Raw genomic sequence first — 23,843 nt, forward strand, 5'->3', positions numbered from 1 at the left:
GTTATACCGTACGCGCGACCCCCGACATTCTCAGGGAGGACGCGCAAAGCCCGGGCGAACCCGCAGGTGCCCGGGCCGTGCGCTTCGGCGGCCTACGCCTCGATGACGAGCGGCACGATCATCGGGCGGCGGCGCAGACGCTGACCGACCCAGCGGCCGATCGTGCGGCGGATGATCTGCGACAGCGCGTGGTTGTCGCGCACGCCCTTCTGGCCGGCCTCTTCGAGCGCGGCCGCGATCTTCGGACGGATCTTGTCGAAGACCTTGTCGTCCTCCGCGAATCCGCGGGCGTGGATCTCGGGGCCGGTCACGATCTTGCCGGTCTTCGAGTCGACCACGACGATGATCGAGATGAAGCCCTCTTCGCCGAGCGTGCGGCGATCCTTAAGATCGGCGTCGGTGATTTCACCGACGGACGAGCCGTCGACGTAGACGAAGCCGAGGTCGAGCTGACCCGACACCCATGCCTCGCCGTCCTTGAGGTCGACCGACGTGCCGTTCTCGACGATGAAGACGTTGTTCTCGGGGATGCCGGTCTGCTGCGCGAGAGCGGAGCTCGCGGCCAGGTGGCGGTACTCGCCGTGCACCGGGATGACGTTCTTCGGCTGCAGGATGTTGTAGCAGTACAGCAGCTCGCCGGCCGCCGCGTGGCCCGACACGTGCACCTTGGCGTTGGCCTTGTGCACGACGTTGGCGCCGAGCTTGGTGAGCCCGTCGATCACGCGGTAGACGGCGTTCTCGTTGCCCGGGATCAGGCTCGAGGCGAGAATGACGGTATCGCCCTCGCCCGGCGTGATCGCGTGGTCGCGGTTCGCCATGCGGCTGAGCACGGCCATCGGCTCGCCCTGCGAACCGGTCGACATGTACACGATCTTGTCGTCGGGGATGTCGTGCGACTTCTTGTAGTCGACGAGCGTGCCGTCGGGAACCGTGAGATAGCCGAGCTGCTGCGCGATCGTCATGTTGCGCACCATGGAGCGGCCGAGCAGCGCGACGCGACGGCCGTTCACGACGGCCGCGTCGATGATCTGCTGCACGCGGTGAACGTGGCTCGAGAAGCTCGCGACGATGACGCGTCCGGCGGTCTTCGACATCACCTGCTCGATGACGGGGCCGATCTGGCTCTCGGTGGGCGTGAAGCCCGGAACCTCGGCGTTGGTCGAGTCGGGCAGGAACAGGTCGATGCCCTCCTCCCCCAGCCGTGCGAACGCGCGCAGGTCGGTGATGCGGCCGTCGAGCGGCAGCTGATCCATCTTGAAGTCGCCCGTGTGCAGCACGAGGCCGGCGTCGGTGCGGATCGCGACCGCGAGCGCGTCCGGGATCGAATGGTTCACCGCGACGAACTCGAGCTCGAAGCCCGCGACCTGGCGGATCTCGTTCTCGCGCACGACGTGCGTGACGGGGGTGATCCGGTGCTCCTTGAGCTTCGCGGTGATGAGCGCGAGCGTGAGCTTCGATCCGTAGATCGGGATGTCCTCCCGCATGCGAAGAAGGTACGGCACCGCGCCGATGTGGTCCTCGTGGCCGTGCGTGAGCACGAGGCCCACGATGTCGTTCAGGCGATCGCGCAGCGGCTCCATGTCGGGCAGGATCAGGTCGACGCCGGGCTGGTGCTCCTCGGGGAACAGCACGCCGCAGTCGACGAGCATGATCTTGCCGTCGAACTCGTACATGGCCATGTTGCGGCCGACCTCGCCGAGGCCTCCGAGAGGCGTGACGCGCAGGGCGCCGGATTCGAGTGAGGGCGGGTCGAAGACAGGGGTAGTCATTGTGCCTTTCCGCGCTGTCGCGCAGGGGTGGTCGTCACCGTGTGGTGCCAGGCACCTTGGGCAGCGCACCGCCCGCGGCCGCATTGCGGTCGGGGCGGAAGTTCGAGAGATCCACGCCTTCGATGTCCGTCACGAGGGCGAGTTCGTCCTCGATGACGGCGGCTTCCCACTCCTCGGGCCCCACGAGCGGCAGGCGCACGCGGGGACTCGAGATTCGGCCGAGGCCGTGGAGAATGTATTTCGCGGATACCGTGCCCGGCACGTGAGTCATCACGGCGCGGACGAGCGGCTCGAGCTTCTTGTGCTGCTCGGTGGCGGTTGTGAGGTCGCCGCGGTTGACCGCGTCGACAATGGTTCGATATGGACCGGCGGCAATGTTCGCCGTGACGCCGATGAGGCCCGAGGCGCCGATGGAGAGTGCCGGCAGCGCATTCGCATCGTCGCCGGAGAAATACATGAGGTCGGTCTGGTTCAGAACGCGACTGACCTCGCTGAAATCACCCTTCGCGTCCTTGACCGCGAGGATGTTCGGGTGCTTCGCGACGCGCAGGAACGTCTCGTAGTGGATCGGCACGCCGGTGCGGCCGGGAATGTCATAGAGGATGACCGGAAGATCGGTCGAGTCGGCGATGAGCCGGAAGTGGGTGAGGATGCCCGCCTGCGTCGGCTTGTTGTAGTACGGCGTGACGATCATGATGCCGTCGGCGCCGGCCTTCTCGCTCTTCTTGTACAGGTCGATCGCGTGGGCGGTCTCGTTGGATCCGCCGCCCGTGATGATCTTCGCGCGCCCCGCGGCGACGCTCTTTCCGACCTCGACGAGCTTCAGCTTCTCGGGGTCGGTCAGCGTTGAGGTCTCGCCCGTCGTGCCCGTGACGACGATGCCGTCGGCGCCGCCGACGATGACCTCGTCCATGAGCTTCTCCGTCGCGTCCCAGTCGACTTCGCCGTCGGCCGTCATCGGCGTGACGAGGGCGACGAGAACCTGACCGAACGGGTTAGCGGGTTGCGTCATTGCTCTAGGCTAGCGCGCGCGGCTGAATGCTCGTATCCGACGAAGCGATATCGCGTTCCCGTTCGGCTCGTATGCCACCCGGTCTCCGGGTCGCTCGAGGAGCGGATCCATTCGGGCCCGATCTGCGGCGCGCGGGTGTCGCCGGATACGTCCAGGTCGATCTCGGTGACGGAGATCCCCGCGAGGCGATCCATCGCCTGCGCATAGATCTGCCCGCCGCCGATCACCCAGGCGTCCTCGACCGCCATGCGGATCGCCTCGTCGAGGGATCCCGCGATCTCGCCGCCCGGCGCGCGGAAGGACGGATCGCGGGTGACGACGATGTTGCGCCGATCGGGCAGCGGACGGAACCGCTCGGGGAACGACTCCCACGTGCGGCGCCCCATGATCACGGCGGATCCGGCCGTCACGCGCTTGAAGTACGCGAGGTCTTCGGGCACGTGCCACGGCATGCCGCCGTTATCACCGAGGATCCCGCCGCGGGCCTCGGCCCAGATCGCCCGGAGCACCACGGGTCAGACCGCGACGGCGCCGCGGATCGCGGGGTGGTGCTCGTAGCCGACGAGGTCGAAGTCCGCGAAGGCGTAGTCGAAGATGCTGTCGGCGCGGCGCATCGCGAGCGTCGGGTACGGGTACGGGTCCCGCGTGAGCTGCTCCGTGACCTGCTCGCGGTGGTTGTCGTAGATGTGACAGTCGCCGCCCGTCCACACGAACTCGCCCGGTTCGAGACCCGCCTGCTGCGCCATCATCATGGTGAGCATGGCGTAACTGGCGATGTTGAAGGGCACGCCGAGGAAGAGGTCGGCACTGCGCTGGTAGAGCTGGCAGCTGAGCTTGCCGTCGGCGACGTAGAACTGGAACATCGCGTGGCACGGCGGAAGCGCCATGTCTTCGATCTCCGCGGGGTTCCACGCCGACACGATCATCCGACGCGAATCGGGAGTCTGCATGATCTGATCCATCACCTTCTGGATCTGATCGATGTGGCCGCCGTCGGGGGTCGGCCAGGACCGCCACTGCACGCCGTACACGGGGCCGAGGTCACCATTGTCGTCGGCCCACTCGTCCCAGATCTTCACCCCGCGCTGCTGCAGCCAGCGCACGTTGGAATCACCGCGGAGGAACCACAGAAGCTCGAGCGCGACCGACTTGAAGTGCACGCGCTTCGTCGTGACGAGCGGGAAGCCCTCCGACAGGTCGAACCTGAGCTGGCGGCCGAACACGCTCGTCGTGCCGGTGCCCGTGCGATCGGACTTGTGCGAGCCGTTCTCCATCACATCGCGGAGCAGGTCTTCGTACGGTGTTCGAATCGCAACGGCCATGTTCCCACTCTACGAGAATCGCATCGACGACTAGGTTGGATCCTGTCAGCTGACAGCGAAGGAGCAATCGTGGCAGAAGTCGTCATCGTATCCACCCCTGCCGATGCGGGCCGGCTCGCGGCTGAGAGCATCGAGCGCCGGCTCGCGGAATCGGAGCGTCCCGTCCTCGGCGTCGCCACCGGATCCACTCCCCTCGCGACGTATCGCGCGCTCGCCGAGCGCGGCACGGATCTTGCGGGTGCGACGGCGTTCGCGCTCGACGAGTACGTCGGGCTGCCCGACGGCCATCCGGAGGGCTACCGCGCCGTCCTCGAGCGCGAGTTCTGCGAGGTGACCGGATTCGATTCGGCGAACCTCCACGTGCCCGATTCGGATCCTGCACGGCTCGAGACCGCGGGGCCCCGCTACGAGGCGCTGATCCGCGAGGCCGGCGGCGTCGACGTGCAGATCCTCGGCATCGGCACCGACGGCCACATCGGCTTCAACGAGCCCGGGTCGAGCCTCGCGAGCCGAACCCGAGTGAAGACCCTCGCCACGCAGACCCGCCGCGACAACGCCCGGTTCTTCGACTCGATCGACGACGTGCCGATCCACTGCGTGACCCAGGGCCTCGGCACGATCCGCGACGCCGGGCACCTGATTCTGCTGGCGTTCGGCCCGTCGAAGGCGAACGCGATCCGGTCGGCGCTCGAGGGTCCCGTGTCGAGCTCGGTTCCCGCGTCGCTGATCCAGCTGCACCCGAGCGTGACCGTCCTGGTGGACGAGGCCGCCGCCGCGAAGCTCGAGCACGCCGCCTACTACCGCACGGCCTACGCCAACAAGCCGGCGTGGCAGAGCCTATGACCGAGAAGATCCTCATCGAGGATGCGGATCTCATCGATCACGACGGCCGGCGCCCGGGATGGCTGCTGCTCGCGAACGGCCTGATCGCCGATTCGGGATCAGGCCCCGCGCCGGGCGCCGACCGCGTGATCGACGCGGCGGGCGCCGTCGTGACCCCGGGCTTCGTCGACCTGCACAACCACGGCGGTGCCGGGGTCTCATTCGACGACGAGGCCGATCTCGAGCCCGCCCTCGCGTTCCACCGTTCGCACGGCACGACCAGGCAGCTGCTCAGCCTCGTGTCCGCGCCCATCGATCGCCTCGAGCGCGGCCTCGCGCGGATCGCCGCGGCGACGCGCGCGGATCCGCTCGTCCTCGGCGCGCACCTCGAGGGACCGTATCTCGCCGACGCCCGCCGCGGCGCGCACGACCCCGCGGCCCTTCGCGACCCGGAACCGTCGGACGTCGACCGCCTGCTGGCGGCCGGTGACGGCGCGCTGCGCATGGTCACGCTGGCGCCCGAGCGCGAGGGATCCGCCGCCTGCCAGACGATGCTGCAGGACGCGGGCGTCGCGGTCGCCGTCGGCCACACCGATGCGGGTTACGACGAGGCTCGGGCCGCGTTCGACCGCGGCGCGAGCATCCTGACCCACGCCTTCAACGCGATGCGCGGGATCGGGCACCGTGCGCCGGGCCCCATCATCGCGGCCGTCGATGCGGGCGCCGTGCTCGAGCTGATCCTCGATGGCATCCACGTGCACCCCTCCGTCGCGGGCGCGGCCTTCAGGATGGCGCCGGGGCGCCTCGCGCTCGTCACCGACGCCATGTCGGCCACCGGGTGCGCCGAGGGTGCATACGCGCTCGGCGGCCTCGACGTCGTGGTCGCCGACGGATCCGCGCGGCTAGCCGGGACGTCGACGCTCGCGGGATCCGTGCTCACGCAGGACGTCGCGCTCCGGCAGGCGATCGAGCACGCCGGCGCGGATCCGGTGGCAGCGGTGACCGCGCTCACGGCCACGCCCGCGCGGGCCGTGGGGCGCCCCGATCTCGGGTCGCTCCGTGCCGGATCGCGCGCCGACGTGCTGATCCTCACGGACGAGTGGTCGCCCGCCGTCGTGATCGCGGATGGCCATCGGCTGAACACGGTCCGCTGACGCCCGATGGTCGATAGGCTGGCCGAGACCCGCACATCTCAACCCCGTCGAGGAGTCACCATGTCTGTCACCAGCGAAGCCACATCCACCTGGTCGGGAAGCCTGCCCGAGGGCTCCGGATCCGTCACCGCCGCGAGCGGCATCGGCACGTTCCCCATCAACTGGAAGGCGCGCAGCGAGGGCGGCGAGCCGACAACGACGCCCGAGGAGCTCATCGCCGCCGCGCACTCGTCGTGCTTCAACATGGCGCTGTCCAACGAGCTCGGGCAGGCCGGGTTCACCCCCGAGAACGTGCGCACAACCGCGTCGGTCACGTTCGTGCCCGGCACGGGCATCACCGGCAGCCACCTCAATGTGTCTGCGTCGATCCCCGGCATCTCGGCCGAGAAGTTCGACGAGATCGCGAACGGCGCGAAGGCCGGCTGCCCGGTCTCGCAGGCGCTCGCGGGCGTCGACATCACGATCGAGGCCACGCTGGCGTAACGCGTCGAAAAGCCCCCACCGCGCTCGGCGCCGTGGGGGCTTTTTCCATCGCCGTCAGCTGATCCCTCGGCGCTCCAGACGGATAGCCTCGCGGGTCGCCGACCGCGCACGCTTGCGGTCGCCGGCGGCGTCGTAGACGACCCCGAGGCGGAACCACGCCCGCCAGTCCTCGGGCGCCTCCTCGACCGCCGACTTGTACGCCGGGAAGAGCGCATCGGCATCGCTCTGGAGCACGCGTCCCGACGGTCGCAGCTCGACCTCCTCGTCCGGGAGGAGGCCTTCGGCGCCGAGGCGCTTCGCGAGCTGCTCTCCGCGCCAGCCGAACCACAGTTCGCGTCCGAGCGCCCAGGCGCCGATGAACGGGAAGATGACCAGCGCGATGCCCATGATGAGCGCGACGGGCTCGCCCTTGTCGACCCCGACCCGGATGAAGGAGATCGCCAGTCCGCCGAGCAGCCAAATATACAGCGCGAACGCCAGCGCCATGACGACGACGCCGATGCGTGTTGCCATCAGGCGCCGAGGCCCAGGTCGAGGAAGTGCTCCAGGCCGACCGTGACGCCCGAGGCCGAGGCGGCACCGGCGAGCGCGACGCGGATGCCCGGCGCGTATGCCGACGCGGAGTCGGACGTGTCGTGCAGGATCGTGAGCGACTCCCCCGGCCCGGACATGATCGTCTGCTGCTGCGCGATCACTCCCGGGCGGCGGAGCGAGTGCACCGGCACTCCCGCGACGAGTGTGCCGCGCGCTGGCTGGTCGGCGTTCGGCGCGCTCACCGGCGTCTCGCGGGCGGCGCCGATCAGCTCGGCCGTGCGCACAGCCGTGCCGCTCGGCGAGTCGACCTTCGTGTCGCGGTGCGCCTCGATGATCTCGGCGGAGTCGAAGAAGCGCGACGCGGTCGCCGCGATCGCGGATCCGATGACCGATCCGAGCGAGAAATTCGGGACGAACACGACGCCCGTTCCGGCGCGCTCGACGGCGGGGCGGATCCGTTCGATGCGATCGGCCGACCACCCGCTCGTGCCGACGAGCACGTTCGCGCCGCGCTCGAGCGCGGCGGCGAGGATCCGTTCGCTCGCCTCGTAGTTCGTGGCATCGACCACGAGGTCGGCGCCATCGAGCTCGGTCAGCTCGCTCGCCGACGTCAGAACGGCCGACAGCTCGTACCCGGGCTCTGCCTCGATGACCGAGCGGATGATCCTGCCGAGCTTTCCGGTGCCGCCGGCCAGTGCCACGAGAGTCATGCTCTAAATCTTAGACCGGGGGAACCTCGGGGAGTCCGGTGCGCAGTTCGTACGGAAGGTGGGCGATGTCGTTGTGGCTCACGAGGCTCCACGGGCGGCCCTTCTTCTGGGCGAGCACCGTCAGGCCGCAGTGCGCCTGATTGAGAGTGAGCCACCGCCACTCGTCCGCCCCCATGATCTCGCGCACGAACCACGAGATCACGAAGTTGTGCGTGATGAGCAGCTCGTGCACGTCGCCTGGCTTGCGCACGAGGAACTCGTTGATCGCGTCGGCCATCTGAGCCTTGCCGGCCTCGAAGTCGTCGTCGCTGAAGCTGCCGAAGAACGGCTCGAACACCGTCGGGGTGTCCTCCGTCATGCCCGTGGGCACGCAGTCGAACAGCAGCGCGTTGGGCTGCGGGTCGATCGCCGGCATGCGGTCCGCGAGGATCCGCGCCGTCTCGGTGGCCCGCACGAGCGGCGAGTGCCAGACGGCATCGAACGGCAGTCCGGAGAGGCGGTCGGCGAGCAGCGCCGCCTGGCGCACACCGCGCGGAGACAACGGGCCGTCTTCCAGCCCATGCTCCGCGTCCTGATGCTCACCGTGGCGTACGAGATATAGGTAATGCGTCACAGCAGCCCGCTTCGTCGAGGTCATTCCGGGCGCGGAGGAATCTGACATACTGCGCCCTGGACAACCTTACCGTGACCCGAGGCCGGTGGGCTCGGGCTTCCTATGCGAAGCGCCCGCCGGCCCCGAGAACGGGATCGGCGGGCGCTTCGTGCGAACGACGAGAATCAGGCCTCTTCGGCAGCTTCCGTCGTCTCGCCCTGCTCCTGGACGAGCTCGAGCGAGAGCTTGCCGCGGTCATCGACCTTGGAGATCTTGACGAGCACCTTCTGGCCGATCGAGATCACATCTTCGATGTTCTCGACGCGGTTGCCGCCGTTGAGCTTGCGCAGCTCGGTGACGTGCAGCAGTCCGTCCTTGCCCGGGAGGAGCGAGACGAACACGCCGAACTTCGCGATGTTCACGGCCGTACCGAGGTACTGCTCGCCCACCTCGGGGTTGGTCGGGTTCGCGATCGCGTTGACCTGGGCGCGGGCGGCATCAGCCGTCGGGCCGTCGGTCGCACCGATGTAGACGGTGCCGTTGTCCTCGATCGAGATCGTGGCTCCGGTCTCGTCCTGGATGCCGTTGATCGTCTTGCCCTTCGGGCCGATCAGCTCGCCGATCTTGTCGACGGGGATCTGCACGCTGATGACGCGCGGCGCGGTCGGCGCCATCTCGTCGGGAGCGTCGATCGCCGAGTTCAGGACGTCGAGGATGCGCAGACGCGCGTCCTTCGCCTGGGTCAGCGCGCCGGCCAGAACCTCGGACGGGATGCCGTCGAGCTTCGTGTCGAGCTGCAGAGCCGTGACGAACTCGCTGGTACCGGCGACCTTGAAGTCCATGTCGCCGAGCGCGTCCTCGGCGCCCAGGATGTCGGTGAGGGCCGCGTAGCGCGTCTGCCCATCGACATCTTCGGACACGAGGCCCATGGCGATGCCCGCGACGGGCGCGCGCAGCGGCACACCGGCGTTGAGCAGCGACAGGGTCGAGGCGCAGACCGAGCCCATTGACGTCGAACCGTTGGAGCTGAGGGCCTCAGACACCTGGCGGATCGCGTAGGGGAACTCCTCGCGCGACGGCAGCACCGGCACGAGCGCGCGCTCGGCGAGGAAGCCGTGACCGATCTCGCGACGCTTCGGGCTGCCCACGCGGCCGGTCTCACCGGTCGAGTAGGGCGGGAAGTTGTAGTGGTGCATGTAGCGCTTCGACGTGACCGGCGAGAGCGAGTCGATCTGCTGCTCCATCTTGAGCATGTTCAGCGTGGTGACACCCATGATCTGGGTCTCGCCGCGCTGGAAGATGGCCGAACCGTGCACGCGCGGGATGACCTGGACCTCCGCGTCGAGCGGACGGATGTCGGCCAGACCGCGGCCGTCGATGCGCGCGCCCTCGGTGAGGATGCGGCCGCGCACGACCTCCTTGGTGACCGACTTGTAGGCACCCGAGACCTCGCCGTTGGCGGAGGCCGGCAGCTCGCCCGCCTCGACCTTCGCGGCGACCTCGCCCTTGACGCGATCCTTGAGCGCGTCATCGGCAGTCTGGCGCTCGACCTTGTCGGCGATCTGGTAGATCTTCTTGAGCTCGTCGAGGGCCGAGTCGCGAACGGCCTGGAAGACCTCGTCGCCGTAGGGCGGGAAGACGGGGAACTCGAGCGGGGCGCGCGTCGAGGACGCGGCCATCTCGGCCTGCGCCGCAACGAGCTGCTTGATGAAGGGCTTCGCGGCCTCGAGACCGCCGGCGACGATCTCTTCGTTCGGCTTCACGGCACCGCCGCGGATGAGGTTCCAGGAACCCTCCGTGGCCTCGGCCTCGACCATCATGATCGCGACCTCGCCGTTGTCGAGCACGCGTCCCGCGACCATCAGGTCGAAGACGGCCTGGTCGAGCTGCTCCACGTTCGGGAACGCGACCCACTGGTCTTCGTGCTGACCGAGACCCGGAACGAGCGCGAGGCGCACGCCGGCGATCGGGCCGGAGAAGGGCAGGCCGGAGATCTGCGTCGACGCGCTGGCGGCGTTGATCGCGAGGGCGTCGTAGAACTCGCCCGGCGCGATCGAGAGCACCGTGACGACGATCTGGACCTCGTTGCGCAGGCCGCTCCGGAAGGAGGGGCGCAGCGGCCGGTCGATCAGGCGGCAGACGAGGATGGCGTCGGTCGACGGGCGACCCTCGCGGCGGAAGAACGAACCGGGGATCTTGCCCGCGGCGTACGAGCGCTCTTCGACATCGACCGTCAGCGGGAAGAAGTCGAAGCCCTCGCGGGGGTGCTTTCCGGCGCTCGTGGCCGAGAGGAGCATCGTCTCGTCGTCGAGGTACGCGGCGACCGCGCCCTGCGACTGCTGGGCCAGGCGGCCCGTCTCGAAACGAATCGTGCGTGTACCGAAGCGGCCGTTGTCGAGAACGGTTTCGGCTGCGGTGATTTCAGGACCTTCCAAGAGGTCTCTCTCTTTCTGTCATGCTCGGCAGAGCGAGCGTGCGTCAAGAGCAGGAGAGGAGATACCTGCTGGCCACCAGGAGAAATCCACCGGAATATTCCGGGAGATCACTTCTAGAGACCAGCTCCTGCGTGCCTGCTCCATATTGATGTGAAGTTATTACCGCTGAGCCTATCAGTGCGGGGTGCAACGGGTCCTGGATAGACTTCCGGCCATGGGGACCACGCGGCGCGACGAGCTCGTTCGCGCCCTCGACGACTCCGATGCCCGCGCAGCCTCGCGTGCGGCCGCCGCGCTCGTCGAGTCGGGCGAGCCCGACATGGCGCTCGAGGCCCTCGCCGAGCGTGCGGCTGGCAGCCGCGCGGCGCTCGACGCCCTCGTGGAGACCCTCGACGCGTCGCGAGTCGTGCACCGCTTCGCCGGATCCATGCTGCTCGACCGTGACGCCATCGACGACGTCGCCCAGGACACGCTGATATCGGTCGTGCAGTCGATCGCCTCGTATCGGGGCGGCGGCAGGTTCACCAGCTGGGTGCATCCGATCGTCAGACGTCGCGTCGCGGACCATCTTCGCCGCCAGCGCGAGACGTCGCCGCTGAATGAAGAACTGCTTCCCTCGGCGCGGATGAGCTCGATGATCGCTACGCGTGCGACCGTGCAACAGGCACTGGCGGATCTGCCCGACCTCTACCGCGTCCCCGTCGTTTTGCGCGACGTGCACGGGCTCTCGTATGCGGAGGTTGCCGAGCGGCTCGAATTGAGCCTCGGCACCGTGAAATCTCAGATCAGCCGCGGTCGGGCGATGGTCGCCGGCATGCTGACAGAAGACGAGGACCATTCGTGACGTCGCGCCTTTCCCATTACCTGATCGAGGAGACGATCGGCGCGGGCTCGTTCTCGTCGGTCCACCGCGCCGTCGACGAACGCCTGGGCGACACGGTGGCAATCAAGATCCTCGCCGAGAACCACAGTCTGAACCCCGAGATCCGCGAGCGGTTCATCGCGGAGGGGCGGGCGCTCCGGCGGGTCGGCGGGCACGGCGTTCCCGCGGTCTACGACATCGGCGAGTCCGACCGGCAGCAGCCCTACCTCGTGCTCGAGCACGCCGACGGCGGATCCCTCCGCGTGCGCGTCGAGGCCCTGCGCGCCGGCGGATGGCGTGCCGAGCGCCACGACCTGCTCGCCCTGGCGCGTCCGCTCGCCGCAGGCATCGCCGACGTGCATCGCGCGCGGATCGTGCACCGCGACCTCAGCCCCGGCAACCTGCTGCTCGCCTCGCGCGCGTCGTCGGGCGAGGAAACGGGGCTCGGATCCCACCTCGTGCGAGACGACGAGCGGCTGCTCATCTCTGACCTCGGAATGTGCAAGGATCTCGCGCTGAACTCGGGCCTCACCGTCGCGGGAGGCACGAGCGGATTCCGGCCTCCCGAGCAGAATGCGCCCGGGACCGTCGACACGCGTGCCGACATCTGGGCGATCTCGGCGCTCATGAGCTGGGCCGCGGAAGGAGCCACGCTCCCGGCGGAGCTCACCCGGGTGCTCGCGCGCGGGCAGGCGAATCGGCCCGCGCGGCGCCAGCCGGACGCGGGCACGTGGCTTCGCGAGGTGGAGGCCGCGCTTGCGCCGCCCGAGCCCGCCCCCGTGGCGCCCCAGCCCGCTCCCCCCGCACGGTCGACGAAGCGGCGCCGGATCCTTGCGGGATCCGCCGCGTTGGTCGCGCTCGTCTGCGGGCTCGTCATCGGGCTGTGGATCGGACACGATCCTGCCCTGCCGTCTGCGGCGTCCGGCGCGTCGATCAGCATCTCCGGCCCCACGGAGATCTCGGTCGGCGAGGAGGCTGTATTCACGGCGTCGGTCGACGGCGTGGACTCGTGGTCGTGGGCGCTGCCGAGTCACCAGTTCGTCGCCGACCAGGCGGAGGTCACCGTGACGCCGACGAGCGCGGGAACGGGCGAGATCGTGCTGCGCTCGCTGGCCGGTGACGGCACGGAGCTCGAGGCGCGCCGCACCGTGCGCGTCGTCGAGTGAGAACTTTTTCGGATCCGTTGCAACCTTTCCGTCGCGGAGCGCGACATACATACGAACCATCCACGCATCGGAGGAAGAGATCATGACCTCAACGACCACCCGCACCCTGTTCATCCGCTCGGGCGCCGGCCTCGCCGCGCTGTCCATGCTCGCGCTCGCCGGGTGCGGATCCGCGAATGACGCCGCCACGTTCCAGACCGGCGCGGGCGGCGCTTCCGAGGAGATGTCGGCGACGCCTGCGCCGACCGAAGAGGCCGCGGCCGGCGGCGAGTCCGTCGAACCGGGTTTCGTGTACGACGACATCTCCAAGAACGTCACCTCGACCGCGAACCTCCGTCCGGAGAACGACCAGGTCGTGGTGCCGAACGGCACGCTGACCATCAACTCCGTGCAGGAGGTCTCCACAGTGAAAGGCGAGGATCTCGGCCTCGGTACCGTCGACGGCGGTTACGGCGCCCCAGAGGGCGAGGCTCTCCGCGTCGTGGATGTGTCATTTGCGCCGAACGAGGAGTTCCCCGACAGCGACGCGCCGACCTCCGACCTGTCGATCGAGGTCGGCGGCGCCCAGGAGCACCTGTACACCCTCGACGGAGAGCAGGATCACCGGATCCTCGTCTCGGCGGCCGAAGACGGCACGACCCAGCTCATCGTCTCGTCGGAGGGACACGAGCAGCAGGTCGACGTGCTCACCGGCGAGCGCGCCGATGACGACGTCGCCGCCGCCTACTACCTCTCCACGCCCCGCCAGGAACCGCACCACGAGTTTCCGATCGAGAGTGATCGCTTCCCGACGAAGTCGACCACCGGCCCCGACGAGGATGTGACGACTGCGTACTCGTTCCAGGTCGACTCGGCGACGCTGTCGGCCTGGACGGCGGAGGACGGGTGGGCCGAGCCCGACCAAGCGTGGCTCGTCGTGGATTGGAAGTACGAGGTCACGGCCGAGCACTCCATCATCTCGGGGCGCATCGACCGATTCGACGCGGCCCTCGCGATCAAGGTCGGCGATGACGTCACCCAGGACAAAGTGCACGACGAGGACAAGAATCGTCATGCCGAAGGCAACCGCTCGACGTCGGTCTCCGTACCGATCGAGACGACTGACGTGACCGTCAGCGTGTCGGGCGGCGTCGTGATCAGCATGTCCGGCGGTTCCGGCCTCCAGATGGCCGGCGAGACGACGGGCGAGTTCGCCTCGGACGAGCTGAAGCTGTCGTTCCCGCAGGAATAACCGGCTGAACCCGCTCCCGTGACGCAAACGGATCCTCGTACGAGCAGGAGCGTACGTTCGCGTCACGGGAACGGGTCAATCGGCGCGGCGCCCGGAGAACCCACCCGGTTCTCAGAGCAGTCGGCGTCAGGCTGAGGCGGGGTCGCGCTGGAGGTCGAGGCCGAACGCCCGGGAGCCCTGGGGCGCCGTCAGCTCCTCGAAGCCCGCCTTCGGGTAGAACGCCGCGGCGCCGACGTTCTCGGCCGACGCGACCGCGTGCACGCCCGGAACGCCGCGATGGCCGAGCGCGACCGCGAGGTACGAGATGAGGGTCGTTCCCCATCCCTTCCCCTGCGCGTCCGGCAGCAGGTCGATGTGCAGGTGCGCGGGATGCGTCCCCTCGTGCGCCCAGACCCCGGGGGCGCGGCTGTCGGCCGAGGCCACGAGATCCGCCTGGTTCTGATCGCGGGATGCGGCGTACGCGGCCCGCCTCGGCGGCCACCACTCGTCGCGGAACCATGCCTCGAACGCATCGGTGTCGTCCGTCGCGACGATGTAGCCGTGCGCGCGCCCGCCATCGTCCTCGACCACGAACGCGAGATCCGGGTGGCGCTCGAGGTACGGCAGCAGGTACAGCTCGGCCCAGAGCAGGTCGTCGTCCAGCAGGCCGGTGGCGTCTGAGCCGTTGTCGGCCGTGCCGATGCACACCTCGACGAGGTCATCGAGGTCGGAGGGATCGTACGGGCGAACGGTCATGCGCGACTCCTTCGACGGGTGAACGTCATGATACTCAGCTCGAGGATCCTTCGTCATCGGCTAGCGTAAAAACAATGTCTGACGTCGAGTCCTTCTTCATTCTGTTCGCGATCGGCGCGATCGCTGCGGTGATCTCCCTCGTCATCATCGCGATCGCGCACCCGATCGCTCGGCACATGCCGAAGGCGCCCGTGATCGAGTTCCTGCCGCCGCCCGGCGATATCATCACGCACGGCCTCGCGGTGCGGGCCGATCGCCGCGTCGTGACCGCGGTGATCATGCAGCTCGCCGTCGCGGGCAAGATCCGCGTGCTCGCCCCGCGCGGCACGCACGGTCCCGTCGCGATCGAGGCCCTGCCGGGCACCGGCCTGTCGGCCGACGATCACTTCTTCCTGCAGGCGCTGCGCCCTCGGAAGATGAACAAGCGCCGGACCCGCCGGTATCTGGCGGCCCTGCGCGAGATCGGCATCAGCGTCACGCGCATCGAGGACGCACCCGACATCACCTTCCTGCGCGGCCGCGGGGCCTTCCGCGGATTCCAGCAGCGCAGTCTCGCCGAGCACCTCGACCGCGCGCGCACTCGCGCGAAGACGGCCGGCCTCGCGCGCCGCTTCTCCGGCAGCGTGCACCTCTACCTGCTGTCGCTGTTGTTCCTGGTCTCGACCATCGCGACCCTGCTGTTCGCGCTCGGCGCCGTCCTCAACGGCGTCACCTGGGGCGCGCTCGGCGCGCTCGTCGGCATTGCGGCGATGTTCTGGGTGCTCGCGCTCGCCCCGCCGCCGATCATGCGCTTCACCCCCGAGGGGCACGCGCTGCGCGTGCGCCTCTCGGGTCTGCGCGACTACATGCGCCTCGCCGAGCAGGACCGCATGCGAGTGCTGCAATCGCCGCAGGGCGCGCTGCGCACCCCGGCCGGCGCCCTCACGCCGGGAGGTCAGGCCCTCGGCCTGCGCCCCGCACCGACGGCCGGCGACCCCGTCGCGCAGTCGGAGCTCGACCGCTTCGTGCTCATCGAGCGCCTCCTGCCGTACGCCGTCCTGTTCCGCCAGGAGCGCGAGTGGCAGCGCGAGCTCGAGCACCTCGGCGGCACCGTGGAGTTCTCACAGAACATGCGCGTGCTCGGGTCGACGCTCGAGGGCCTCATGGCGATTCTGCAGGTGCTCTCGGCGATCGGCCAGGTGCTGCGCGCCGTCGGCGCCGTGTTCTCGCTGTTCGCGCGGACTTGATCCGTCAGGCGTCCGCCGGCTCGCCGTCGAGGCGACCGCGCGGAATCACGACGTAGTCGCTGTGCTTGGCGAGGATCCCGTCGCCGGCGGTGCGCCCGTGGAGGCGTCGCCAGACCCACGGGATCGCGTGCGTCGTCAGCCACGGTCGGCGAGGATCCTCCCCCTCGGTGTGGAACGCATCGTCGAGGTCGCCGAGGTGGGCGGCGTCCGGCACACCCAGCACGTCGGCCGCGCGGTAGGACAGCAGCCGGTGGCCGCGGCTCGCGAGGTGCACCCTGTCGGCCGAGAACATCTCGAGCTCGCTCAGCTCCGGCAGCGCCTCGGCGTCGACCAGGTAGCAGCCCGTCTCCCGCGCGATGCGGCGCAGCTCATGGGCGAAGCGGGCGAAGCGCCGCGCGAACACGCGGGCGGCCCGCCGCCGCGGCAGGAACGGTGTCACGAGCAGCACATCGGATCCGGCCTCCCGCAGTCGCCGCACCCCGCTCTCCAGCTCGCGCGCGAGCCGCACGGGGTCCGCGCCGTGGCTGATCAGGTCGTTGGATCCCATGAAGATCGCCGTGAGATCCGGTCGCAGATCAAGCGCATCGGGGATCTGCACGTAGGTGAGGTCGCGCACCCTGCGACTGCGCACGGCGAGGTTCGCGTAGAGGAAGTCCTCGCCCGCACTCTCGGCGAGCATCGTCGCGAGGCGGTCGGCCCAGCCTCGGTACTGGCCGTCGAGCATGCGCGAGGTGTCGCAGAGCCCCTCCGTCAGCGAGTCGCCGAGCGCGACGAACCGTCGCCAGCGCGGGGCCGCGTCCGGGATCGCGGGCGCGATCGGGCGCGTCAGCGAGCGGACCACGAGACCGTCGTCGAACCGGCGCAGTCGCTCCGCCTCGACGTAGTGCGCCACGAGCTGCTCCGTGAGCGCGCGCCAGGTTCGCGGCGTGACGCTCTCGCGTGCGGCGGTGCCGAAGGATCCGCGCTTCGCGTCGTCGCCGAGCAGATCGAGCACGCGGGCGCGCATGTCGTCCAGATCGCCCGGCGCGTACAGCCAGCCGTCGATCGAGCTGCGCACAAGGTCGACGGGCCCGCCGGATCCCGTCGCCACGACGGGAACGCCGCTCGCGAGGGCCTCCTGCACGGTCTGGCAGAACGTCTCGGCCTCCCCCGGATGCACGAACACGTCGAAGCTCGCGACGGCGCGGCCGAGGTCGTCGCCGCCGAGGAAACCGGTGAAAACCGCGCCCGGCAGATCGCGCTCGAGGCGCTGGCGCTCCGGTCCGTCCCCGACGATCACGAGCCGCGCGCCCGGGATGTCGTTCAGCGCGCGCAGGTCCTCGACCTGCTTCTCGGGCGCGAGGCGGCCGACGTACCCGATGATCCGTTCGCCCGGGGCGACCTCGTTGCGCCATGCCTCCGAGCGTCGCTCCGGGGAGAAGCGGTCGGCGTCGACGCCGCGCCCCCAGCGCCACATGCGGTCGATGCCGAGCGCGTCGAGCTGACGCTCGGCCGCGCTCGAGGGCACGAGCGACATCGTGGCGCGGCGGTGCAGCCTGGCGACGTGGGACTCCGCGAGCGCCGCGATGCCACGCACGCCGTACTTCGCCGTGTACGCGATGACGTCCGTCTGATAGATCGCGACGGTGGGCAGGCCGAGCGCGTCCGCCGCGACCACGCCCTGCCAGCCGAGCACGGCGGGAGAGGCGAGGTGCACGACGTCGGGATCGAACGCCGTGAGGATCCGCTTCAGCTGCGCGACGGGGGCGAGCGCGACGCGCACGTCCGGATACGTCGGCAGCGCGACCGAGGCGAGCAGCGTCGTCTCGGGGATCGGGATGCCGACCACGTCGGCCGGCTGCCCCGGCGCCTTCGGTGCGATGACGAGCACCTCGTGGCCCAGGTCCCGCAGATGAGACGACACCTGCAGAACGGATCCGGTGACACCGTTCATGTGCGGAAGAAAGCTCTCTGTCACGATCGCGACGCGCATGCCTTCAGGATGCCCCCGAGGAGCGACCGCGTCGTGCCGTTTCGCCGCCTGTTCACGGAGTGCGCCGTGAGAGTTCTCCCCCCGTTCACCGCGGCGCGCGCGATGACGGCGCGCCGCACCCGATGAACTCGCGCCCCGGGCGGACTAGGCTGACGCCATGAGCGCATCAGATGAGGACGTCACCCCGTCCGACGCCATGAAACGGAAGTTCCGCGAGGCGCTGGAGAAGAAGAACGCGCAGCATCGCGAGGGCGAGGCCCACCTCGACGGCGATTCCGCGATCCACGAGAAGCACCAGGCCCACACCCAGCGCCAGTTCCGCCGCAAGAGCGGCTGACGCCTGAAAATGACTGTTGCGGCTCTAGATCGCGAGTTTTAGAGCCGCAACAGTCATTTTCGGAGCATTCGTGCCGGAGCGGCCTCAGCGACGGTACTTGGCCGCGGGGTGGTCGTCGCGCACGCGGCGCTGGCCCGCGCCGTACAACCGCTCGCGAGCGGTCGTCGACTCGTCGTAGTCCGTCCAATAGCGGCCGCGCGCCTGGAGCTCGGGCACCACGAACTCGATGAAGTCCTCGAACGTTCCCGGCGTCACCGCATAGGCGATGTTGAAGCCGTCGATGTCGGCTTCGTCCGCCCACCGCTCGAGCTCATCGGAAACCGTCTGCGGCCCGCCGACGATGACGGGCCCCATCGCGCCGATCCCGACGAACTTCGCGACCTCATCGGCCGTCCAGGTGCGGGACGGATCCGCCTTCGAGAAGATCTCGAGGGCAAATCTCGCGGAGTCGGTGTCGACGTACTCGAGCGGCTCGTGCGGGTCGAGCTGCGAGAGGTCGATCCCCGTGATCCCGGCGTAGAAGGCGAGCGCTCCCTCGTAGTCGGTCCACGTGAGCATCTCCTCGTACTTCTCCTGCGCCTCCGCGTCGGTGGCCGCCGTGACGATGCAGACCTCCGTGCACACCTTCACGCTGCGCGGGTCGCGGCCCGCCTCCGACGCGACGCGCCTGATGTCGTCGACGTAGCCTCGCAGGATCTCGGGTGTCGGGGCGACGGTGAACACCGACTCCGCGTTCCTGGCGGCGAACGCGCGCCCCTTCGTCGACGTCCCCGCCTGCCAGATCACCGGTGTGCGCTGCGGCGACGGCTCCGCCAGATGGATACCGGGAACGGAGAAGTACGTCCCCGTGTGCTCGATGGGATGGACCTTGGCGGGATCAGCGTAGATCTGGTTCTCCCGGTCCTCGACGACCGCGTCGTCCTCCCAGGATCCTTCCCAGAGCTTGTAACAGACGTCGACGACCTCCTGAGCGAGGTCGTACCGTTCGTCGTGAGACATCTGCCGGTCCATGCCGAGGTTTCGCGCCGCACCGTCGAGGTAGCTCGTCACGATGTTCCACGCGATGCGCCCCTTCGTGAGGTGGTCGAGCGTCGAGAAACGACGCGCCAGCGCATAGGGCTGCTCGTACGTCGCGGACACGGTGATGCCGAAGGCGAGCTTCGTCGTCGCGGCCGCCATCGCGGAGACCGGAATCACCGGATCATGCACGGGCACCTGCATTGCCCGACGGATCGACGCGTCGGCCGACCCTTGATACGTGTCGTACACACCCAGCACGTCCGCGATGAAGAGGCCGTCGAACTTCGCGTCCTCGAGCAGCTTCGCGAGATCGACCCAGTAGTCGAGGTCCTTGTACCGCGTCGATTGGTCGCCCGGTCTCGCCCACAGGCCCGGCGACTGGTGCATGATGCAGCTCGTGTCGAAAGCGTGGAACTGAATACGGCGCGACGTCATCGTTGTCCTCTCGTAGGGCGGTGCGTCGTCACCGTAGCCGCTGAGCGATCTGCCGCCCTGGCCCGTCCGTCACATGCCGAAACATTCGCTCACCGTCGACGCAGGATCTCGCGCAGGTCGGGCCGAGGAGGGGCGAACACCTCCGAGCGCAGGAGCTCCGGCATCACCTCGCCCGTGAACAGCTCGACGGCCTCCCAGGATCCGTACGGCAACGCGATGATGCCGTCGGCGGCACCCGCGCGGATCCGGCCGAGGATCTGCTGCGACGCATCGGCGGGCGTGCCGACGATCGTCCAGTGACGGGCGCCTCCGCCACCGCCCGCCGCCTCGAAGCGTTCCCATGCCCGGTCGCGGGTCGCGCCCAGGCAGAGCACGACGCCGGGGAGCACTCGCGGGGTCGCGCGCTCGCCGGCGAGTGCCGCGAGGCCTCGCCGGAGCTCCTCCCCCGCGGACGCGCTCTCCGTCATCGCGAAGACGGCGTCCGCATGGCGCGCGGCGAGGGTGAGCGAGGCCGGGGATCCGCCGGCGTGCAGCAGCGGCAGCGGTTCGTCGCGGACGGCGGGCACCGTGAGCGGGCCCCGAACGTCGAACCGTTCGGTCCGCTCGATCTCGGCGATCAGCGACGCGTCCGCGTACGCGCCCTCCCGATCCGCGAGCACCGCCCGCGCCGGATAGCTGGCGTGCAGCCGCCGCACGGTCTCGATGACCTCGCGGGCGCGCCCGTAACGTTCGTCGGCCGACGGCTGCTCGCCCGACATGTTCCGGCTGCCGCCGAGGGAGGTCACCGCGTTCCAGCCCGCCCTGCCGGCCGAGAGCTGATCGAGGGTCTGCAGCTCGCGGGCGACGAGATACGGCTCGGCGAACGTGGTCGAGTATGTCGGCACGAGTCCGATCCGGCGCGTCTCGCGCGCGATCGCCGACATCAGGACGAGCGGATCGGGGCCGGTCTGTCCCGGCCATTCGGTGAGCACGGACGCATCGAGCTCGAGGGAGTCGGGCTTGAACGCGAAGTGCACGCCCGCGCTGTCGGCGAGGCGCGCGGCGTCCACGAGCGCTTCGCCCGACGCGAGGTCCTCGATGCGGCTGCCGATCTCGCGCCAGGCCCCGCCCCGCCACCACGTCGGCGAGAGCGAGAGCCCGACCACCGCCGTGGTCATGTGCGCGCCCGGCTCGCGATCGGCACCACGAGCGGCGTGCCGAACACCGGGTCGTCGATCACCCGGGCCTCGAGCGCGAACACGTCGGAGAGCAGCTCCTCCGTGAGGATCTCGCCCGGGCTGCCGTGCGACGCAACCTCGCCGTCCTTCATCACGATGAGGTGGTCGGCGAAACGCGCCGCCTGATTCAGGTCGTGCAGCACGACGACGAGGGTTCGCCCCTCCTCGCGGTTCAGGCGCCGGACGAGATCGAGGATGTCGAGCTGGTGCGCGACGTCGAGGAACGTGGTGGGCTCGTCCAGGAGCATCACGGGGGCGTCCTGGGCCAGCAGCATCGCCACCCACACCCGCTGGCGCTGGCCGCCGGAGAGCTCCTCCACGCTCCGGCCCGAGAGCTCCGCGATGTGCGTCGCAGACATCGCGCGGTCGACGGCCCGTTGGTCATCGGCGGACCACTGCTGCAGCATCCTCTGGTGGGGGAAACGACCGCGGGCCACAAGATCTCCCACGGTGATGCCCGCCGGCGCCTGGGAGCTCTGCGGCAGCAGCGCGAGGCGGCGGGCGAACTGCTTGCCGTGCATGCGGCGCACGTCGGCGCCATCGAGGAGCACGGTGCCCTCCCGCGGCGTGATCAGTCGCGAGAGCGCGCGCAGCAGCGTCGACTTCCCGCACCCGTTGGGGCCGACGATGACCGTGACCCGGCCGTCGGGGATCCGCACGTCGAGGCCGCGCGAGATCGTGCGGGCATCGTAGGAGAGCGTGAGGTTCTGTGCTTCGAGGGCGGTCATACGCGCACCCGATCCTTCCTGGTGAGCAGCCAGATCAGATAGCAGCCGCCGATGATGCCCGTGACGCGGCCTATCGGTACGTTGGCGTCGATCGGCAGCAGTTGCGACACGATGTCGGACACGACGAGCAGGCACGCCCCCATCGCCGCCGCGCCGACGACTGGCAGGCTCTGGGATCCCGTGAGGCGCCTCACGAGCTGGGGCGCGGCGAGGGCGACGAACGCGATCGGCCCGCACGCCGCGGTGGCAGCGGCCGCCAGCAGCACGGCGGCGAAGATGAGGCTCACGCGCGTGCGCTCGGTGCGCACGCCGAGCTGGCGGGCGATGTCGTCGCCCATCTCCATCAGGCTCGCGCGCCGCGCGAGCACCGCGATGAGCGGAACCAGCAACGCGCACGCGGCGCCCGCCGTGACAACGTGCACCCATCCCCTCAAGTAGAGCGAGCCCGCGAGCCAGACGTTCGCCTGGATCGCCTGGTCGAGCCCGCCATAGGCGAGCAGGAACTCGTTGACGGCCTGCAGGATCGCCCCCACGCCGATCCCGGTGAGGATGAGCTGGTACCCGCCGCTCACGCGACCGCGCACGGAGAGCAGATAGACCACGAGCGCCGTCAGGACGCCGCCCGCAAGAGCGCCGATCGCGATCCGCACCCCGCCGGCGTCGTACAGCACGATCTGCATGATCGCACCGGTCGCGGCCCCGGTCGTGAAGCCGATGATCTCGGGGCTGCCGAGCGCGTTTCGCGAGACGGATTGGAAGACCGCGCCCGAGACGCCGAGCGCGGCGCCTGCGAGGATCGCGGTGAGCATGCGCGGCAGGCGCACGGTCTGTACGACCTTCACGGCGGCATCCTCGCCCGTTCCCCCGAGCGCACGCAGCACCTCGCCCGGGGTGAGCGCCAGCGTGCCCGTCGCCATCGCCACGACGGCGGCGGCGAGCGCGACGAGGATCAGTACCGCGGTCACGACCACCGCGCGGGGATGGATCACGAGGGCGATGCGCCCGATCCGGATCAGGCGTCCGGTGGGCGGGCGAAGGGCGGTCATAGGGCGTGGATCTTCCTGCTGCGCACGATCCATACGAAGAACGGGCCCCCGATGATCGCGATCATGATGCCGACGCCGATCTCGTGACTGGGTGAGACGACCCGCCCCAGCGTGTCGGCGACGAGGATGAGCAGCGCGCCGATCAGGGCGGAGTACGGCAGCACCCAGCGATGACTCACCCCCACGATCAGGCGGGCGAGGTGCGGGGCGGCGAGCCCCAGGAAGACGATCGGCCCCGCCGCCGCGGTGGCCGCCCCCGAGAGCAGCACGACCGCGATCCCGGCGGTGGCCCACACCCGCGCGGGATTCGCGCCGAGTGCCTTCGCGGCGTCCTCGCCGAGCACGGCCGAGTCGAGCACCCGCGCGAGGCTCGAAGCGACGAGGATGCCGACGACGCCGAGGATCGCGACGGCGCCGAGCACGGCGTAGTCGCGGCCGGACAGCGAGCCGATCATCCACGCGCGGTAACGGTCGTAGACGTCGCTCGTGGCGTTCAGCAGCACGGTCTGCGACAGCGCCAGGAGCACCGCCGTGACCGCCGACCCCGCGAGCACGAGACGCACCGGGTTCGTGCCGCGCCGGGCGCCGCCGAGCAGGAAGACGACGGCGCCCGCGACCGCGGCACCGATCAGCCCGAGCCACATGTACCCCTGCACATCCGTGATCCCGAAGAACGCGATGCCGCACGCGATCGCGCACGCGGCACCGCCGTTGACCCCGAGGATGCCCGGCTCGGCGAGCGGATTGCGCGTGAGCGCCTGCATGACCGCGCCCGCGAGCCCGAGGCAGGCGCCGACGAGCACGGCGAGGATCGTGCGCGGGACGCGCTGCACCTGCGCGAGCAGGTGCGCCGTGCTGCCGGGGTCGTACGCGACGAACGACTCCCACGTGTCGCGGACCGGGATGGTGACGACGCCGACGCCGACGCTCACGAAGCCCACCCCGACGATCGCCGCGACCATGATCGCGGCCCCCACCGCACGACGACCGCCGCGCCCCGTGCGGGGCGCGGCGGTCGCGACGTTCGTCACTTCT

23 protein-coding genes are annotated in these 23,843 nt (G+C 69.6%); 8 read left to right on the top strand and 15 right to left on the bottom strand.

Features of this window, described 5'->3' with window-relative positions; translation table 11 throughout:
• Positions 1–92: 92 nt before the first annotated feature.
• From G510_RS0102325 to G510_RS0102340, 4 genes are read right to left on the bottom strand one after another with little or no spacing between them, the layout of a single operon-like run.
• Positions 93–1,769 (bottom strand): ribonuclease J, encoded by a 1,677-nt coding sequence (locus G510_RS0102325; RefSeq protein ID WP_029152281.1) that lies wholly within the window; start codon positions 1,767–1,769, stop codon positions 93–95.
• Between the two features lie 34 nt (positions 1,770–1,803).
• Entirely contained in the window at positions 1,804–2,781 is a 978-nt protein-coding gene (dapA, locus tag G510_RS0102330; protein WP_029152282.1) for a 4-hydroxy-tetrahydrodipicolinate synthase, read from the bottom strand.
• Complete coding sequence (locus G510_RS0102335; protein WP_084644177.1) at positions 2,778–3,290, bottom strand: dihydrofolate reductase; 513 nt, start codon at positions 3,288–3,290, stop codon at positions 2,778–2,780. Before G510_RS0102335 ends, dapA begins: the two co-directional genes overlap by 4 nt.
• Before the next feature lie 6 nt (positions 3,291–3,296).
• Complete coding sequence (locus G510_RS0102340; protein WP_029152284.1) at positions 3,297–4,103, bottom strand: thymidylate synthase; 807 nt, start codon at positions 4,101–4,103, stop codon at positions 3,297–3,299.
• Positions 4,104–4,172: 69 nt separating this feature from the next.
• On the opposite strand from G510_RS0102340, the gene G510_RS0102345 reads away from it, so the two are divergent.
• The 3 genes from G510_RS0102345 to G510_RS0102355 are packed head-to-tail and all read left to right on the top strand — an operon-like array spanning position 4,173 to position 6,562.
• The gene (locus G510_RS0102345; protein WP_029152285.1) at positions 4,173–4,946 is read left to right on the top strand and encodes a glucosamine-6-phosphate deaminase; all 774 of its coding nucleotides are present in this window, start codon (positions 4,173–4,175) and stop codon (positions 4,944–4,946) included.
• The gene (locus G510_RS15115; protein WP_036321687.1) at positions 4,943–6,079 is read left to right on the top strand and encodes an N-acetylglucosamine-6-phosphate deacetylase; all 1,137 of its coding nucleotides are present in this window, start codon (positions 4,943–4,945) and stop codon (positions 6,077–6,079) included. Before G510_RS0102345 ends, G510_RS15115 begins: the two co-directional genes overlap by 4 nt.
• 60 nt (positions 6,080–6,139) lie before the next feature.
• The gene (locus G510_RS0102355; protein ID WP_029152286.1) at positions 6,140–6,562 is read left to right on the top strand and encodes an OsmC family peroxiredoxin; all 423 of its coding nucleotides are present in this window, start codon (positions 6,140–6,142) and stop codon (positions 6,560–6,562) included.
• A 54-nt stretch (positions 6,563–6,616) separates the two neighbouring features.
• Here the strand turns inward: G510_RS0102355 and G510_RS0102360 are convergent, their stop codons facing one another.
• From G510_RS0102360 to G510_RS0102375, 4 genes are all read right to left on the bottom strand, one after another.
• Positions 6,617–7,075, bottom strand: a complete 459-nt coding sequence (locus G510_RS0102360; RefSeq protein ID WP_029152287.1) for a tetratricopeptide repeat protein — start codon at positions 7,073–7,075, stop codon at positions 6,617–6,619.
• Positions 7,075–7,806, bottom strand: coding sequence for a 4-hydroxy-tetrahydrodipicolinate reductase (locus G510_RS0102365; protein ID WP_029152288.1), 732 nt, complete (start codon positions 7,804–7,806; stop codon positions 7,075–7,077). The genes G510_RS0102360 and G510_RS0102365 overlap by 1 nt, the downstream gene beginning before the upstream one ends.
• Before the next feature lie 10 nt (positions 7,807–7,816).
• On the bottom strand, positions 7,817–8,419 hold the full coding sequence (locus G510_RS0102370) for a histidine phosphatase family protein (RefSeq protein ID WP_029152289.1): 603 nt from the start codon (positions 8,417–8,419) through the stop codon (positions 7,817–7,819).
• A gap of 164 nt (positions 8,420–8,583) precedes the next feature.
• Complete coding sequence (locus G510_RS0102375) at positions 8,584–10,833, bottom strand: polyribonucleotide nucleotidyltransferase (protein ID WP_029152290.1); 2,250 nt, start codon at positions 10,831–10,833, stop codon at positions 8,584–8,586.
• A gap of 214 nt (positions 10,834–11,047) precedes the next feature.
• Between G510_RS0102375 and G510_RS17380 the strand changes: the two genes are divergently transcribed.
• The 3 genes from G510_RS17380 to G510_RS0102390 all read left to right on the top strand — a co-directional run bounded on the left by G510_RS17380 (position 11,048) and on the right by G510_RS0102390 (position 14,092).
• Entirely contained in the window at positions 11,048–11,677 is a 630-nt protein-coding gene (locus tag G510_RS17380; RefSeq protein WP_051216220.1) for an RNA polymerase sigma factor, read from the top strand.
• Positions 11,674–12,861, top strand: coding sequence for a serine/threonine-protein kinase (locus G510_RS15125; protein WP_036321689.1), 1,188 nt, complete (start codon positions 11,674–11,676; stop codon positions 12,859–12,861). Before G510_RS17380 ends, G510_RS15125 begins: the two co-directional genes overlap by 4 nt.
• Before the next feature lie 82 nt (positions 12,862–12,943).
• Positions 12,944–14,092 (top strand): hypothetical protein, encoded by a 1,149-nt coding sequence (locus tag G510_RS0102390; RefSeq protein ID WP_029152291.1) that lies wholly within the window; start codon positions 12,944–12,946, stop codon positions 14,090–14,092.
• A gap of 126 nt (positions 14,093–14,218) precedes the next feature.
• Here G510_RS0102390 and G510_RS0102395 read toward each other — a convergent pair whose 3' ends face one another.
• A complete protein-coding gene (locus G510_RS0102395) occupies positions 14,219–14,827 on the bottom strand; it encodes a GNAT family N-acetyltransferase (RefSeq protein WP_029152292.1) in 609 nt (202 codons plus the stop codon).
• Positions 14,828–14,901: 74 nt separating this feature from the next.
• On the opposite strand from G510_RS0102395, the gene G510_RS0102400 reads away from it, so the two are divergent.
• Entirely contained in the window at positions 14,902–16,053 is a 1,152-nt protein-coding gene (locus G510_RS0102400; RefSeq protein ID WP_029152293.1) for a DUF2207 family protein, read from the top strand.
• A gap of 4 nt (positions 16,054–16,057) precedes the next feature.
• On the opposite strand, the gene G510_RS0102405 is transcribed toward G510_RS0102400, so the two are convergent.
• On the bottom strand, positions 16,058–18,025 hold the full coding sequence (locus G510_RS0102405) for a GDSL-type esterase/lipase family protein (protein WP_029152294.1): 1,968 nt from the start codon (positions 18,023–18,025) through the stop codon (positions 16,058–16,060).
• Between the two features lie 157 nt (positions 18,026–18,182).
• Here G510_RS0102405 and G510_RS0102415 point away from each other — a divergent pair, with 157 nt between their 5' ends.
• Positions 18,183–18,362: a DUF5302 domain-containing protein gene (locus G510_RS0102415; RefSeq protein ID WP_029152295.1), complete on the top strand. Its 180-nt coding sequence runs from the start codon at positions 18,183–18,185 to the stop codon at positions 18,360–18,362.
• 84 nt (positions 18,363–18,446) lie between these two features.
• Here the strand turns inward: G510_RS0102415 and G510_RS0102420 are convergent, their stop codons facing one another.
• The 5 genes from G510_RS0102420 to G510_RS0102440 form a co-directional block, all read right to left on the bottom strand.
• Entirely contained in the window at positions 18,447–19,817 is a 1,371-nt protein-coding gene (locus G510_RS0102420) for an LLM class flavin-dependent oxidoreductase (RefSeq protein WP_029152296.1), read from the bottom strand.
• Between the two features lie 89 nt (positions 19,818–19,906).
• A complete protein-coding gene (locus tag G510_RS15130) occupies positions 19,907–20,974 on the bottom strand; it encodes an LLM class flavin-dependent oxidoreductase (RefSeq protein ID WP_029152297.1) in 1,068 nt (355 codons plus the stop codon).
• Positions 20,971–21,762 (bottom strand): ABC transporter ATP-binding protein, encoded by a 792-nt coding sequence (locus tag G510_RS0102430; protein WP_029152298.1) that lies wholly within the window; start codon positions 21,760–21,762, stop codon positions 20,971–20,973. Before G510_RS0102430 ends, G510_RS15130 begins: the two co-directional genes overlap by 4 nt.
• A complete protein-coding gene (locus G510_RS0102435) occupies positions 21,759–22,808 on the bottom strand; it encodes a FecCD family ABC transporter permease (protein ID WP_029152299.1) in 1,050 nt (349 codons plus the stop codon). Before G510_RS0102435 ends, G510_RS0102430 begins: the two co-directional genes overlap by 4 nt.
• Complete coding sequence (locus G510_RS0102440; protein WP_211219140.1) at positions 22,805–23,839, bottom strand: FecCD family ABC transporter permease; 1,035 nt, start codon at positions 23,837–23,839, stop codon at positions 22,805–22,807. The genes G510_RS0102435 and G510_RS0102440 overlap by 4 nt, the downstream gene beginning before the upstream one ends.
• Between the last annotated feature and the right edge of the window lie 4 nt (positions 23,840–23,843).

This window comes from Microbacterium gubbeenense DSM 15944 (genome assembly GCF_000422745.1).
Taxonomy (GTDB): Bacteria; Actinomycetota; Actinomycetes; order Actinomycetales; family Microbacteriaceae; genus Microbacterium; species Microbacterium gubbeenense.

What these genes read in the sequence shown, in the direction of transcription:
- dapA (WP_029152282.1), bottom strand. Translation starts at nt 2,781, where the DNA reads ATGACGCAACCCGCTAACCCGTTCGGTCAGGTTCTCGTCGCCCTCGTC.
- G510_RS17380 (WP_051216220.1), top strand. Translation starts at nt 11,048, where the DNA reads ATGGGGACCACGCGGCGCGACGAGCTCGTTCGCGCCCTCGACGACTCC.
- G510_RS0102355 (WP_029152286.1), top strand. Translation starts at nt 6,140, where the DNA reads ATGTCTGTCACCAGCGAAGCCACATCCACCTGGTCGGGAAGCCTGCCC.
- G510_RS0102400 (WP_029152293.1), top strand. Translation starts at nt 14,902, where the DNA reads ATGTCTGACGTCGAGTCCTTCTTCATTCTGTTCGCGATCGGCGCGATC.
- G510_RS0102415 (WP_029152295.1), top strand. Translation starts at nt 18,183, where the DNA reads ATGAGCGCATCAGATGAGGACGTCACCCCGTCCGACGCCATGAAACGG.
- G510_RS0102430 (WP_029152298.1), bottom strand. Translation starts at nt 21,762, where the DNA reads ATGACCGCCCTCGAAGCACAGAACCTCACGCTCTCCTACGATGCCCGC.
- G510_RS15115 (WP_036321687.1), top strand. Translation starts at nt 4,943, where the DNA reads ATGACCGAGAAGATCCTCATCGAGGATGCGGATCTCATCGATCACGAC.
- G510_RS15130 (WP_029152297.1), bottom strand. Translation starts at nt 20,974, where the DNA reads ATGACCACGGCGGTGGTCGGGCTCTCGCTCTCGCCGACGTGGTGGCGG.
- G510_RS0102340 (WP_029152284.1), bottom strand. Translation starts at nt 4,103, where the DNA reads ATGGCCGTTGCGATTCGAACACCGTACGAAGACCTGCTCCGCGATGTG.
- G510_RS0102365 (WP_029152288.1), bottom strand. Translation starts at nt 7,806, where the DNA reads ATGACTCTCGTGGCACTGGCCGGCGGCACCGGAAAGCTCGGCAGGATC.
- G510_RS0102435 (WP_029152299.1), bottom strand. Translation starts at nt 22,808, where the DNA reads ATGACCGCCCTTCGCCCGCCCACCGGACGCCTGATCCGGATCGGGCGC.
- G510_RS0102360 (WP_029152287.1), bottom strand. Translation starts at nt 7,075, where the DNA reads ATGGCAACACGCATCGGCGTCGTCGTCATGGCGCTGGCGTTCGCGCTG.
- G510_RS0102395 (WP_029152292.1), bottom strand. Translation starts at nt 14,827, where the DNA reads ATGACCGTTCGCCCGTACGATCCCTCCGACCTCGATGACCTCGTCGAG.
- G510_RS0102405 (WP_029152294.1), bottom strand. Translation starts at nt 18,025, where the DNA reads ATGCGCGTCGCGATCGTGACAGAGAGCTTTCTTCCGCACATGAACGGT.
- G510_RS0102420 (WP_029152296.1), bottom strand. Translation starts at nt 19,817, where the DNA reads ATGACGTCGCGCCGTATTCAGTTCCACGCTTTCGACACGAGCTGCATC.
- G510_RS0102325 (WP_029152281.1), bottom strand. Translation starts at nt 1,769, where the DNA reads ATGACTACCCCTGTCTTCGACCCGCCCTCACTCGAATCCGGCGCCCTG.
- G510_RS0102390 (WP_029152291.1), top strand. Translation starts at nt 12,944, where the DNA reads ATGACCTCAACGACCACCCGCACCCTGTTCATCCGCTCGGGCGCCGGC.